A 13,092-nucleotide genomic window follows, 5' to 3' on the forward strand; every position below is an offset into this window, starting at 1 on the left:
CCTGGCCAAGCCCTCCTTCACCTCCAAGGCCACCCCACAAGCATGGCCTGCGGCTACCCTCCGGGGCCTGACACTGCTGCGGCACGGCTGGAACTCGCGATTGGCTAACGTCCAATCGCTCAGACAGCCAGCCGCTTAAAACCGCAGCAGCGCCACCCGTCGGCATGCTTGACGGGGCCCGTGGTCGCGTCGGTGCGGTGGTTTTCTGATTAACAACTCCTGTCGGAGCTGGCCCGGTCCCGTCAGCGCGAGCCGACGCAGACGTGCCGCTCAGGGTCTTAAGCGGTCGGCTGTTCGAAGCGGCGCGACGTTAGCGCGCCGCAAGTTCCGGCCGCGCCCTGGGCGGCATGGCTGGGGCGGGAATTCGACGCGCTGCGGGTCGCCTTTTCTTTGGGTACTTTCTTTTTGGCGAAGCAAAAGTAAAGTACCTCGACGGCGGGGCGAGACCCGCGATTTGTTTTTGTCTTTGCTTTTCGATGGTTTTCTTGATGCACAAAGGACAAGCATCCGCTGACGCGGATGATGATTTGCATGCCGCTTCCGCGCGTCAGACGGGAAGGAGAGCTTGCCTGGCCAAGCCCTCCTTCACCTCCAAGGCCACCCCACAAGCATGGCCTGCGGCTGCCCGACAGGCCCCGTCCGGTGCGAGGCGCGCCTGAACTCGCGATTTGCTAACGTCAAATCGCTCAGACAGGGCAGGCGCTTAAGACCTCGCCCCGGCCACCTGTCGGCATGCTTGACGGGGCCCGCAGGGCGCATCGGCGCAGTCCTTTCCCTGCAAGCAATGTCCTGCTCGCCTTCCCTTTCGAGCAGTTTCCCCACTTCCCTGTCATCCCTAGAATCCGCCGCTGGTGCTCAACACACCCTCAACAGCGGCTGCCGCATCCGTTAGTCTTGCGGCATTTCTACTTCCATCGGTTTTGTCATTGTCTGTTTTTATGGACAATGCACAGCCTATGGTCGGGTAGCGCGCAGCCATGCAATACCTGGGTAACCGGGAAAAACTGCGGGCCGTTACTGTTGGCGGTGTTGAAGTGCCTGACCACCCTCTCAACAGGGGTGACTTTCAACGATTCAACAGAAGGCCATTTCCATGACCAAGCAAGCCCCTTCGCATTCCCAACACCCGCCTCCCCTCTGTTTTTACTACCACGGCAAACCGCTGCATGTGCAACACCACCAAGGAGAATGGTGGCTGCACAGCGGCGATGTGCTGGCGGTCACTGGCCGTCGGCTGGGAAGCCGCATGCAGCAATTACTGGCGGCAGACCCAAGCCACGAAAACACCGCAGTTACTGAAGACATCAAGCAATACTGGCCTGCGACTGCCCTGCTGCGCGCCCTGCGTCGTAGCGGCAAGCCGCTGGCGCGGCAGTTGCGTGACTGGTTGAACAGGCAGCTGCTACCGGCACTGGAGCAGATTCCGCCCAGTGCTCCGCGTTGGGAGCAGGCCCTGGCGCTGGCTGCGGAGGCCGGGGTGCAGGTGAGCCATGCGGTGCTACAGGCAGTATTGGCGCAGGGTGCGCGCTGGCAGCATTCGCACTGGTTGCTGACGCTGGATTACACGCCGGACAGCCCCTTGCGCCACGCTCATGGCCGTTTGCTGGGGCTGAACAGTTCGGCCACGCCCTTGCAGGCGCTGGCGCAGCAGATAGCCACGGAACAAGGCATTGCGGCAGATAATGGCGAGTTGCTAGGGCTGGCAACGGCCTGCCATCAGCAACTGCGTGGCCGCTTGCAGCGCCAGGCACGGCGGATGCTGCAGCCGGGCTAGGCATGCAGCAAGCATGAAAAAACCGGCAGCGGGCGCGTGACCCGGCTGCCGGTCTTGTATTGTGCTGAGTTTTATTTTTCTTCCAGATCGTATTTGCGGATCTTGTCGAACAGCGTGGTTTTGGCAATTTTCAGCACTTCGGCGGTTTTGGACACATTACCGCCCTGCTTGCGCAGTTCTTCGGCAATCATGCCCTTTTCAAACGATTCCACCGCCGCGTGCAAGGTGGGCTGGGTATCGGCCATGGCGTTGCCGGGCACCATTTTCAGGTCCAGCACAAAGCGGTCGGCCTGATTGCGCAGCTCGCGCACATTGCCCGGCCAGTGGTAGGCCATCAGGTCGCGGATGACTTCCGGGGTGATGGCCGGTGCCGAGCGGTTCATGCGTAGCGCGGACTGGGTGACAAAGTAGTCAAACAACAGCGGAATGTCCTCGCGCCGGGCGCGCAGCGGCGGCAGGTCCAGCGTCACCACGTTCAGGCGGAAGTACAGGTCGGCGCGGAATTTGTCTTCTTCGGCCAGCTTGGACAAATCGGCCTTGGTGGCGGCAATCACGCGAAAATCCACCGGAATCAGCCGGTTGGAACCCAGCCGCTCGATCACCCGCTCTTGCAGCACGCGCAGCAGCTTGATCTGCATCGGCATGCTCATGCTTTCGATTTCATCCAGAAACAGCGTGCCGTGCTGGGCATATTCAATCTTGCCGATGCGCTGCTTGCTGGCCCCGGAAAATGCCCCGGCTTCGTGGCCGAACATTTCGCTGTCGAACAGGGTTTCCGGCAGGCCGCCGCAGTTGAGCGCCACAAAGGGGCCGGTACGGCCGGACAGGTCGTGCAGGCAGCGCGCCAGCAGCTCCTTGCCGGCACCGGTTTCGCCGTTGATCAGCACATCGGTGGGGGTGGCGGCCACGCCCTGCACCAGGTGGCGCAGCTCGGCCATCACATTGGAGTTGCCAATCAGCCGGCTTTCCAGCCCGCCATAGGCGGCCAGTTGCTTGCGCAGCTGGCGCACTTCCAGCGCCAGGCGGCGTTTTTCCAGCGCGCGTTGCACCACCGACACCAGCACTTGCGGCAGGAAGGGCTTCTGGATGAAGTCGTAAGCGCCGTCGCGCATGGCCTGCACCGCCATGGCAATGTCGCCGTGGCCGGTAATCAGGATGACCGGCAGGTCGGGATCGTCGGCCAGCAGTTCCTGCATGAAGGCCAGGCCGTCCATGCCGGGCAGGCGGATGTCGCTGACGATGATGCCGGCAAAGTCACGGCCTATGCTGCGACGGGCTTTTTCCACCGAATCGAAGCCCTGGGCCTGGATGCCGTCCAGCCCCAGCGCCTGGACATAGCCCAGCTGCACGTCCTGATCGTCCTCGATCACCAGTACTTGTAGATTGCTCATGTGTTACTCCTGCTTGTTCTGTCTGAGCGTGATGGTGAATACCGCCCCGCCATCCGGGTGATTGTCGGCAGTCAGCATGCCGCCATAGGACTTGATGATGTCCGAGGACAGGGCCAGCCCCAGGCCCAGCCCGCTGGTTTTCTTGGTGGTGAAAAAGGGTTCGAAGATGTGGGCGCGTACTTCGTCGGTCAGGCCGCTGCCATTGTCGCGCACGCTGATGCGCACGGTGTCGCCCTGGCGCGACCAGTCGATGCTGATCTGTGCGTTGTCCACGCCGTTCAGCACATCAATGGCATTGCTGACGAGATTCACCAGTACCTGCTCCAGCCGCACGGCTTCACACAGCACCACAATATCCGCCGGTTCGGCGGGCAGCTGCAATGTGATATGCGTCTTTTTCAGCCGGTGGTTCAGCAGGAACAGGGCGTTTTCCACCGCCTGCGCCACCGCTACCGATTCGCGCTCGCCATTGGGGCGGCGGGCAAAGGATTTCAGCTGCTCGGTCAGCGCGCCCAGCCGCACCACGATGTCGGTGATGCGTTCCAGATTGGCCCGCGCGGTGGAGAGATCGTTGATTTCCAGAAAACGCACGGTATTGGCCGACAAGGCGGACAACGCCGCCAGCGGCTGGTTGATTTCATGGGCGATGCCGGTGGATAGCTGGCCGATGACTGCCAGGTTTTCGGTACGGATCAGCTCGTTCTGGAAGTTTTCCACCTGCCGTGCCGCCTGGATGCGTTCTTCGATTTCCTTTTTCAGGCTGGCATTGGCTTCGCGCAACTCGCTGCTGCGCTGCTCGACCTGCTCTTCCAGATGATCGTGTGCCAGTTGCAGATTGCGCCGCGCCTCGGCCTGCGCCTTCAGGTTCATGCGCCACAGCCGGACAGAATGCAGCAGCAGGCAGGCAAAGCCCACCGCCACTGCCACCGCCAGTGCGCGGGTCAGGGCCAGGCTGTGCAGCTCGTGGGTGTCGTTGAGCATGGTCAGCGTCATGCCGCTGACCGGGATGGTCTGGCTGATGGCCAGGTATTCGTGCCGACTGCGGCCCTGCCCCATCTGCACCAGCATGGCCTGGCTGTTGAGCACGCTCTTGCGCTGCCAGATGGGCGGCTTGATCACCTGCTTGTTGTATTGCTGGGCTTTTTCCAGCGCCAGCCGCGCATCAAAACTGAGTGGCGTGGTGGCATGGTATTTCCACTCCGGCACGGAGGACAGCACCACCACGCCGTTGGAGTCGGACACCAGCAACGGCTCCACGATATTGCCCCACATGTGTTCCAGCTGTTCCAGCCCTATCTTGATGGCCACCACCCCCACCCGCTCCTGCCCCTGGTAAATGCCGGTTGCCAGATAAAAGCCGGTGGCATTGCCGGTGGTGCCAATGGCGTAATAGGTGCTGATGCGATTGGCCGCCGCCTGCTGAAAATAAGGCCGGTAAGCGATATTGCGGCCGACAAAACTGTCTTTTTGCTGCCAGTTGCTGGAGGCAATCACCTTGCCCGTCTTGTCCACCAGATATGCCTGCAAGGACCCGGCACCCTGATTCAGCCGCACCAGGTACTGGTTGGCACGCGCCAGTTGCCGGGCATCATCCGGCGTGGCCAGCGCTTCGCGCAGGGTGTCGTTATAGGATGCCGCCAGCGGCAGCAGGCCGAACTTGTCCACCTCGTGCTGCAGGAAACCGGCATTGCGCGCCACACGACGCACCGAATCCTGCTGGCGCTGTTGCAGTTGTTCCTGCCAGCTGACGGTGTACACCACCCAGGCGGACAACAAGGACAGCGCCATGGAGATCAGCAAATAAAGATAAAAACCGCTTCGTTTCATACGCACTCCGGGCCTGGCCCGTTTGGCTTGATTCACGTCGTCGCCCTGCGGCGGCTGGCTGGTGGTGGCTGGCATGCGGGCATTATCCCACAGCACGATGTCACTTTTTGCGCCGCAACATGCAAAGCAAAAAAACCACGCGGGCCATACCCGCGTGGCAAGGTCATGGCAGGGCCACGACGACCGAAAGGATAAAGAACAAGACAGCTAGAACACGTTGACCAGCACGATGGTGAACACCGCCATCACCAGCCGGGATACCGCATAGCCTACGGTATAGCCCACGGCAGGTACCTTGCTTTGCGCTGCGTCTTGCAATGCGCCCAGCGCGGCCGTGGTGGAGCGGGCACCGGCGCAAGCACCAAGCAGGATGCCGGGGTGGAACTTGAACACGAAGCGTCCCAGCAGCAGGCCGACAATCAGCGGCACCAGGGTAACCACGGCACCGGCAAACAGCAGGGTCAGGCCGTATTGTTGCAGGCCGGAAATGAAGCCAGGCGCGGCATTCAGGCCAATTACCGCAATAAAGCCGTTCAGGCCGACATTATTGAACACCCACAGTGCCGGGCCAGGAATCTTGCCGAAGGTACGCATGGTGGCACGCAGGTAACCACACACGATACCGGCCACGATGGAACCCACCGAAGTACCGAAGCTCAGCGGAATACCGGCCACATGCACGGTGATGGCACCCAGAATGCTGCCCACCACGATGCCGAAGCCCATGAAGGCCATGTCGGAGTTTTCCAGCGGACGGTCGGCATAGCCCAGTTCCTTGGCTACGGCCACCACGTCCTGCTTGGCACCCAGAATGGTCAGCACATCACCACGCTGCACCACCACATCATGCCCCATCGGCATGTCCAGCTCGCCACGGCTAAAGCGGGTAAGGAACAGGCCACGGCCCGGCTTGCCAAACAGCGTACTGGTGATTTCGCCCAGGGTTTTGCCAGCGTATTTGCGGCTGGTCACTACCAGGTCGAGCAGTTCGGTGGAGAAGTCCAGCAGCGGAACGTCCTTCACTTCCTTGCCAAAATGGTGCTGGTATTTCAGCAGTGCGGTCAGAGTGCCGGAAATGGCCACCACATCATTACGCTGGATGCGGGTAGTCCCTTCGCAATCCACAATCCTGGCACCCACGGCCTGACGCACGCGGCGCACAAAGATTTCGTGGTTGAACATGGCTTCCACTTCGGAAACCGTCTTGTCAAACAAGTCCACATTGCTCAGCAGGAAGGCACGGGCGGAAAACTCGCGGTAAGCAGTACTGCCCACGGTGTGGCCATTGCCGTTTTCCTTTTCATAGCTCTTGCACTCTTCGGCCAGATTGAAACCCAGCACTTTCGGGGCAAAGGTCGCCAGGAACCAGGCAGAGCCGGCAGTACCGAACGGGTAAGTCACGGCATAGGCCACCGGCATCAGCGCCATCGCCACTTTCACGCCGCCAGGCATCTGGTTGACCTGATTGAGCAAGTCGGTTGCCACGCCCAGCACGGTGGAGTTGGTATAGCCACCGGACAGCAGGCCGGCAGTCAGCGCTGCGTCGTAATGCAGCATCTTGCCCAGCAGGATGGCTGTAACCAGACCGGAGGCACACACCAGAATGGTGAAGAACACCTGCGAGATACCGTCACTCTTGAGTGCGCGGATGAACTGCGGGCCCACGGCATAGCCGACAGCAAACAGGAACATGGCAAAGAAGGTGGATTGCAGCACCGGCGGAATCACCAGATGCACCTGGCCAATCAGCAAACCGGCCAGCAAGGTGGAAGTCACCACCCCCAGGTTGAATTTGCCCAGACTGAGATTGCCCACCCAGAAGCCGACGGCGATGGTCAGATAAATCGCTATCTCCGGATACTTCTGCAGGGTATGAATGATGTAGTCCATGATAGACACCTTTGTATGGTCGACCACCGCCAGCCGGCTATCCGGCCCGGCGGAGGTCATCAGGCGCTTGCGCGCCTTTCAGCTGTTCATGCACCGCCCGACCGAGCGGTGCGTGCCCTTCTTAATATTGCGGCTTGTACAGTTGCGACTCGATCCAGGCACGGATATCACGCGGACGCTCCACCTGGGCCAGGCCGGAATCGAACATGTACTCGGCAATGCGTGCTGCCGTGGTCACTTCGGTTTCCAGAATCTGGTCCTGGCTGGGGAACAGCATGCTCTTGGCGCGCTGGGTCAGCGTGACCTGATCGGCGGTGGCATGGGCAGCCACGATGAAGCATTCGTCGTTCAGGCGGGTCGGGCGGCAGCAGTAAGTAGCCAGACCGATGGCCGGGTAGATGTAGAAGTTGTTGGCCTGACCCGGACGGAAGGTCTTGCCTTCGTAGTCAAAGTCGGGGAACTGCACGCCAGCGGCAAACAGCGCCTTGCCCTTGGACCAGGTGTAGGCTTCCTCAGCAGTACACTCGGCCTTGTGGGTGGGGTTGGACAGCGCAAAGATGATGGGCTGTTCGTTCAGCTCGCTCATCAGCTCGATCACCTCGCGGGTGAAGGCACGGGCCTTGGTGCTCACACCCACCAGCACGGTGGGCTTGAAGTCGCGGATGGCCTGCACAAAGTCCTTGCACGGCTTGGCCGGGCGGGCATACAGCTTCTGGGTTTCGGACAGGTCGGTACGGGAATGCTCGATCAGGCCGTTGATGTCGAACAGGGCCACCTGCTTGCGTGCATCGGCTTCGCTCAGGCCCAGGGTTTGCAGTTCGGCGCAGAACAGCTTGGCAATGCCAAGACCGGCAGAACCCGCACCCAGGAACATCACGCGCTGGTCGGTCAGCTTGCCGCCGGTAATGTTCATGCCGGCTGCAATACCTGCCAGTGCCACGCTGGCCGTGCCCTGGATGTCGTCGTTGTAGCAGAGGATCTTGTCTTTGTAGCGATCCAGCATGCGGATGGCGTCGGTACCCTTCCAGTCTTCAAAATGCACGCAGCAGTTGGGGAACACTTCCTGCACGGCCTGGATGAATTCTTCGGTCAGTTCGTCCAGCTCGGCTTCGGAAACCGGGGCTTCGCGGGTACCCATGTAGAAGGGGTCGGCGCGCAGGGTTTCATTGGTGGTACCGATGTCGAACAGCACCGGCAGCAGGCCGGTCGGCGGTACGGCAGCGCAAGCGGTGTACAGTTGCAGCTTGCCAATCGGAATACCCATGCCGTTGGCACCGATGTCGCCCAGGCCCAGAATGCGACCGCCGGTGGATACGCAGATGAAGCGCACGTCTTTTTCCGGCCAGTTGCGCAGTACTTCAGCCATGCGGCCCTTCATGTAACGGGTGATGTACATGCCACGGGCGCGGCGGTAGTTGTTACCGAAGGTTTCGCAGGCATCGGCTACGGTCGGGTCGTACAGTACCGGGATGAAGCGTTTCGGGTCGGACATCACCGTCTTGTAGAACACGGTTTCGTTACGGTCTTCCAGGCCGATCAAATAGGTGTAGCGTTCCAGATCGTCCGCTTTTTCATCCAGATGCGCCATGACGCGCTCAACCTGACGGTCCAGGTTTTCCACCGCATGCGGCAGCAAACCTTCCAGGCCCAGCTGGCGACGCTCTTCCACGCTGTAGGCCGTGCCCTTGTTCAGCTTGGGTTCATGCAGCAGCGGCATGCCGCCTTGTACGCCCTTGGCGCTCAGTTTGTCATTCTTGACGGAAGTGTTCTTTACAGTCATGGCAATCTCCAGTTTGTATCGAATGGGTGAGATGAAAACGTCTCAGCTGCCCTTCTTATTGCAACTGGTGTGCCAGCCTTTCCGCCCTTTGAAATTTTTTTAGATCATTGATTTTTATGGGTTTTTATTTACTCAAAAAACCATACTCACGTCAGGCCGTACTTTGCCCCGTACGGCGGGTGCGGAAGTCCGTACTTTGTTTGTGGGCTTTATGCAAACATGAAAAAACCCGGCCAGCCAATGAAGGCTGCCGGGCTTGCGCTACTGCGAAGTAGGCGCACGAATGGTGCGGCTGCGCATGCCACCGCAGCCAGCAGATGACTCAGAAGCGGCCAAACAGCACGCCGGTGCGCTGGTCCTTTGTCATGGTGTAAATGGCCTGCGTGCCTGGCTTTTCTTCACCCATGCCGGGGCTGTGCAGCGGCATGCCGGGGGCGGACAAGCCCACCACGTCGGCTTTGCTGGCCATCAGCTGCCTGATGGCAGCCACCGGCACATGGCCTTCAATGGTGTAGCGGCCAATCCGAGCAGTGTGGCAGCTGCCAAGGCCGGGCGTGACGCCCATTTGCTGCTTGATGGACTGCATGTCATCGCGATTGATGGCGGTAACCTCAAAGCCCTGGTGCTTGAGGTAGCTGACATAGGCCTCGCAGCAGCTGCAACTGGGGCTTTTGTATAGCGTGACCGGGGTAGCGGCAAAAACGGAAGTACTGAATGCGCCGATCAATACGGCAATAACGCGGGTGCGGATAGTGGCCATGGTGGCCCTCCTTCTGGCAATGACAATGATTAGATTGACCGGCAACAAGCCGGCAAAATGGAAAATGCTGTCAGGCCAGTACAGGGGGGCGGTGCGGCGGAGAAAGGGTGATGCCAGCCAGCGTGGCAGGCTGGGTGGGCACAAAAATACCGCCGGTGGCTAACGGGGCGGCAGACCAGTTGGCAAGCTGGGACAAGGCAGGTGCGCACAGCTGCACGCAGCCCGCGCCACCACACAACATGCCATGCGCCGCTTTTGCATGGCCGGCATGTTCCGGCATCTTGCCTGCTGTTTTGTCGTGGCAGCTGGCATGGGCCATGCAGTCAGCGGAGGTGATAGCCGCACCGGCCATGGCCATGTCGGCACTTGCCGCCAGCACATTGAGTGCCGGAAGCGCGAGCAGAAGCATGAGCAGGAAACGGTACAGGGCTTTCATGGCTGGCAAGATAGCACTGCCAGGTGGCACAGGTGAATGCAGGATGGTGTTTTGCTTGTGAATGGTTGATCTGGATCAGTCGAGCACATGGTCAACCGGCATAAACAAAAGCCACCCGATTGATCAAGGGCATCAACACCACCACCCCATGTCGGGTATATGCATACCAGCTACCCGGTGCAGAGACGGCACGGTCGATTTCTCTGGTGACCCCGGCTTTGATTGGAATGCCGAAACCATACTGGTTCAGATAATTCCCCAGTAATGGCCCGGCTATTGTTTGTGAAGCACCCTCCCCCTCAAACCACTCACGATGACCGTGCAAGGGGGTAGCTTCCCACTCCAGCTCCGGAAGCAGGCTATTCGGGTTCTTGCGGGCCAGATGCGGGGGAAGCTCATACAAGACCACTCCCGTCTCGTTACCTCCGGGGCCAAAACCCCAGGAGTCGGTTTCCGCGTACAGAACCTTCTGCACCCCCAGCTGTGGCGGCAGCAGCGATAAATGGTTTGGTGCGGCAAACACCCACACGGCAGCGATCAGGCCAATACATAGAAACAGGCAGGACAACACGCACACCCACGTTTGACGATTCATATGTCTATCAATGCACGCATGGAAATTCGCTCAGGCAGATGCAAATCCTTCATTACCTAGAACCAGCAACTTTCACCCTGAACCGACAGAACAATATCAAATCAACAACGATTGCAAAAACAATAAAGGCAATATCACCAGCCATGGAGTCACCTGCCTTTTGACGTTTGGCTTCATACTTCAAAACCGCACTATCATAAGGCACCACAACAACACCATCCGCCTCAATGGAAAACACCACCCTATCCTGTATGCCACTCATACCAACCCAGCCCAGTTTTATTCTGGAACCAACTTTATCGGCAAAATCCATCCGCCCAGGCTCATCGCAGCGTCCTTTGAAAAAACACAAACTACAACTCGAATAGCCAGCTCCGGCAGTTGGCGCACAATAATAAAAATGATTATCGCCCAGCAAAATTCCGGAATTTCCGGCAGTCCGCTTTCCTGGCCTGTACTGAACTGCGCCCGTTGAATATTTGATATCTGATTTATGTGGTGTGTGATACCTGGAATACAAAACCCAATCATTCCAAGCATTACCGACTGCAAAAAAATTGACTCCCACCACAACAATCATCAACGCAAGTCTTGCAAACATTTATCTTCCTGACTGCCAAGTCAAATTGCCTTGCCGATTAACCATTATTCGACATGCATGGCATCCACTTCAAAAACAAGCACCAGCCAAACCGCAGCCAGAGATAACCAGACCAATTGGTGAGAAAATGGCAGCTAAAACAGTAACAATCGCCACCCAATCTTCACGTACGCGACCTTCTTGTTTTCTGAGCAAGAATGCGCAAACAAATGCCAGCGAACCTGGGAGAAACAGAAAAACAGGGATTACCAAGTTTTCCGCAATAATGATTAGTTCCGGTTTAGGTCTGACAGGTGGTGTTCTTGCCCAGAAAAATGCATAGGCAAGCATAAGGGTTGCAATCAGCACAATAACCAGTGCAACACATTGCAAGATCTTATTTGTGAAGTAAACTTTCGCAAGCACAAAGCTTTTTCTGACAAGAAATGCATAGCCAAAGACCAAGGACAAAATAACAAACAGCTCTTTTATCATCTTGCATTACCAATAATAACCACTATCAACCTTAAGAAACAGCCACTTGCAAAACCAACATTAAAACAATATGCAGTAGCGTCTTTTACTTACTCTTCAGCACCAAACAGCCAATACAAACCAAAAACACACCTAATAGCAAATAGACAATACCTGCCGAAGCGCCACTACAGCAAAACTAAAAAACTGCGAAAGCAACAGCGAGAGGCCGCATATCGCCTTGCAACTACTCCATCCGTATGCATTGCGCCACCAATCAATATGTCACTGCCATCTGCAATACCGAACACACCAAGAATCAAAACACACCAAGCCAAGACAGTGCTGTCACGATACATACTTGACCTCGCTGCATTTAATCAACAAGCAATTACGATTAAGCTTGGCCGGTAGCGAGCGAAGCGTCTGACCAACAGCAGTCACTTTGGCGTATTAGTCTGAAAGAATTTATACGCTTGAATCCGAAACGAGGGTTTCGCTCACGCCGTGTTGCCTGGTAGGTGTCTTTTCAAGCGACAGGAGATGAATGCCTTCAATAATTGGTAAACCGACACCAGCCGACAAGGGATATTCCGCCACCTCCCCGGTAAGTACATAACCACGACGCTGGTAGAATGCCAGGAGTTCTGGACGAGAAGACAGAACCGACATTCTGAATACCGATGCCTTTAAATGCTCTGTAGCGTATGCCTCTGCATGGAGCAGCATCTGCTTACCAAGACCTTGGGCCTGCATGCCGGGATGGGTCGCCAGCATGCCAATGTAAGCGCCAGACTGACCACCTTGCACATGTACACAAGCGACAATTTCAGCCGCGTGGCACAACAGCAGAACCGTGGACTGCTCGTGAAACAGAGAAAGAACCTGCGACACGTTAATTCTTTCACCAGCAATCAGATTTGCTTCGTGAGTCCAGCCTGCCTCTTGCGGCGAGGGACGGTAGGCTCGGTTCACAAGAGTTGCAATTTCTTGGGCATCGGCCTCACCGGCAATACGTAGTTCAAATGACATTCGCGCTTTCATGGCTTAAGCCGGTTAACCGTTATTTGCGAACAGAGATGTTCAGAGTATGGCTGACGATACGGGCTGCATTGGAAGGTCAGCAAGGCCTTCATGACATTGAGATTATCTGATGCAATCCCTCTACTCAAGTAACAATCACGCGGACAGTGCAGTAGAAATCCGCTCGCGCGGATGATGATTTAAGTACCGCTTCCGCGCGGCCGACGGGAAAGGGATCTTTGCTTGGCCAAAGATTCCCACTACGGGAAAAGCTAGCCACATCATATGGCCTGCAGCTACCCGAGAGGGCCCGTCCGGCGCGAGGCGCGCCTGAACTCGCGATTTGCTAACGTCAAATCGCTCAGACATTGCAGGCGATTACTTACCTCGCCCCGGCCACCTGTCTGCATGCTTGACGGGGCCGGTGGGCGCGTTGGTGCGGTGTTTCTCTGATCAGGAACACTTGTCGGAGCTGACCCAATCCCGTCAGCGCGAGCCGACGCAGAGGTGCCGCTCAGGGTCTTAAGCGGTCGGCTGTCCGCAGCGGCGCGACGCTAGCGCG

General features: G+C 57.8%; 12 protein-coding genes. 1 reads left to right on the plus strand and 11 read right to left on the minus strand.

What is annotated here, in order from left to right:
* Positions 1 to 278 precede the first annotated feature (278 nt).
* Positions 279 to 533: a hypothetical protein gene (locus tag ACE3SE_RS21025; RefSeq protein WP_374558041.1), complete on the minus strand. Its 255-nt coding sequence runs from the start codon at positions 531 to 533 to the stop codon at positions 279 to 281.
* A gap of 560 nt (positions 534 to 1,093) precedes the next feature.
* Here ACE3SE_RS21025 and ACE3SE_RS21030 point away from each other — a divergent pair.
* The gene (locus ACE3SE_RS21030; protein WP_374558044.1) at positions 1,094 to 1,774 is read left to right on the plus strand and encodes a hypothetical protein; all 681 of its coding nucleotides are present in this window, start codon (positions 1,094 to 1,096) and stop codon (positions 1,772 to 1,774) included.
* Between the two features lie 71 nt (positions 1,775 to 1,845).
* Here the strand turns inward: ACE3SE_RS21030 and ACE3SE_RS21035 are convergent, their stop codons facing one another.
* The 10 genes from ACE3SE_RS21035 to ACE3SE_RS21080 all read right to left on the minus strand — a co-directional run bounded on the left by ACE3SE_RS21035 (position 1,846) and on the right by ACE3SE_RS21080 (position 12,539).
* Positions 1,846 to 3,165, minus strand: a complete 1,320-nt coding sequence (locus ACE3SE_RS21035; RefSeq protein WP_374558046.1) for a sigma-54-dependent transcriptional regulator — start codon at positions 3,163 to 3,165, stop codon at positions 1,846 to 1,848.
* Between the two features lie 3 nt (positions 3,166 to 3,168).
* Positions 3,169 to 4,992 carry an ATP-binding protein gene (locus ACE3SE_RS21040; RefSeq protein ID WP_374558049.1) on the minus strand — a complete coding sequence of 608 codons (1,824 nt, stop codon included), beginning with the start codon at positions 4,990 to 4,992 and terminating at the stop codon, positions 3,169 to 3,171.
* A gap of 207 nt (positions 4,993 to 5,199) precedes the next feature.
* On the minus strand, positions 5,200 to 6,882 hold the full coding sequence (gene aspT, locus ACE3SE_RS21045) for an aspartate-alanine antiporter (RefSeq protein WP_045844898.1): 1,683 nt from the start codon (positions 6,880 to 6,882) through the stop codon (positions 5,200 to 5,202).
* A gap of 121 nt (positions 6,883 to 7,003) precedes the next feature.
* A complete protein-coding gene (locus ACE3SE_RS21050) occupies positions 7,004 to 8,662 on the minus strand; it encodes an NAD-dependent malic enzyme (protein WP_374558051.1) in 1,659 nt (552 codons plus the stop codon).
* Positions 8,663 to 8,984: 322 nt separating this feature from the next.
* Complete coding sequence (locus ACE3SE_RS21055; RefSeq protein WP_045844870.1) at positions 8,985 to 9,422, minus strand: DUF411 domain-containing protein; 438 nt, start codon at positions 9,420 to 9,422, stop codon at positions 8,985 to 8,987.
* 70 nt (positions 9,423 to 9,492) lie between these two features.
* Entirely contained in the window at positions 9,493 to 9,831 is a 339-nt protein-coding gene (locus ACE3SE_RS21060; RefSeq protein ID WP_374558053.1) for a hypothetical protein, read from the minus strand.
* Positions 9,832 to 9,949: 118 nt separating this feature from the next.
* Positions 9,950 to 10,453, minus strand: a complete 504-nt coding sequence (locus ACE3SE_RS21065; RefSeq protein ID WP_374558055.1) for a hypothetical protein — start codon at positions 10,451 to 10,453, stop codon at positions 9,950 to 9,952.
* Between the two features lie 52 nt (positions 10,454 to 10,505).
* Entirely contained in the window at positions 10,506 to 11,054 is a 549-nt protein-coding gene (locus tag ACE3SE_RS21070) for a hypothetical protein (RefSeq protein ID WP_374558057.1), read from the minus strand.
* Between the two features lie 69 nt (positions 11,055 to 11,123).
* Positions 11,124 to 11,528 (minus strand): hypothetical protein, encoded by a 405-nt coding sequence (locus tag ACE3SE_RS21075; RefSeq protein WP_374558059.1) that lies wholly within the window; start codon positions 11,526 to 11,528, stop codon positions 11,124 to 11,126.
* A gap of 447 nt (positions 11,529 to 11,975) precedes the next feature.
* Positions 11,976 to 12,539 carry a GNAT family N-acetyltransferase gene (locus ACE3SE_RS21080; RefSeq protein ID WP_374558061.1) on the minus strand — a complete coding sequence of 188 codons (564 nt, stop codon included), beginning with the start codon at positions 12,537 to 12,539 and terminating at the stop codon, positions 11,976 to 11,978.
* Positions 12,540 to 13,092 lie beyond the last annotated feature (553 nt).

This window comes from Aquitalea pelogenes, from assembly GCF_041914625.1.
Taxonomy (GTDB): Bacteria; Pseudomonadota; Gammaproteobacteria; order Burkholderiales; family Chromobacteriaceae; genus Aquitalea; species Aquitalea pelogenes.

Coding starts and splice junctions, on each gene's coding strand:
- ACE3SE_RS21025 (WP_374558041.1), bottom strand. CDS start 533: ATGCAAATCATCATCCGCGTCAGCGGATGCTTGTCCTTTGTGCATCAA.
- ACE3SE_RS21030 (WP_374558044.1), top strand. CDS start 1,094: ATGACCAAGCAAGCCCCTTCGCATTCCCAACACCCGCCTCCCCTCTGT.
- ACE3SE_RS21035 (WP_374558046.1), bottom strand. CDS start 3,165: ATGAGCAATCTACAAGTACTGGTGATCGAGGACGATCAGGACGTGCAG.
- ACE3SE_RS21040 (WP_374558049.1), bottom strand. CDS start 4,992: ATGAAACGAAGCGGTTTTTATCTTTATTTGCTGATCTCCATGGCGCTG.
- aspT (WP_045844898.1), bottom strand. CDS start 6,882: ATGGACTACATCATTCATACCCTGCAGAAGTATCCGGAGATAGCGATT.
- ACE3SE_RS21050 (WP_374558051.1), bottom strand. CDS start 8,662: ATGACTGTAAAGAACACTTCCGTCAAGAATGACAAACTGAGCGCCAAG.
- ACE3SE_RS21055 (WP_045844870.1), bottom strand. CDS start 9,422: ATGGCCACTATCCGCACCCGCGTTATTGCCGTATTGATCGGCGCATTC.
- ACE3SE_RS21060 (WP_374558053.1), bottom strand. CDS start 9,831: ATGCTTCTGCTCGCGCTTCCGGCACTCAATGTGCTGGCGGCAAGTGCC.
- ACE3SE_RS21065 (WP_374558055.1), bottom strand. CDS start 10,453: ATGAATCGTCAAACGTGGGTGTGCGTGTTGTCCTGCCTGTTTCTATGT.
- ACE3SE_RS21070 (WP_374558057.1), bottom strand. CDS start 11,054: ATGTTTGCAAGACTTGCGTTGATGATTGTTGTGGTGGGAGTCAATTTT.
- ACE3SE_RS21075 (WP_374558059.1), bottom strand. CDS start 11,528: ATGATAAAAGAGCTGTTTGTTATTTTGTCCTTGGTCTTTGGCTATGCA.
- ACE3SE_RS21080 (WP_374558061.1), bottom strand. CDS start 12,539: ATGTCATTTGAACTACGTATTGCCGGTGAGGCCGATGCCCAAGAAATT.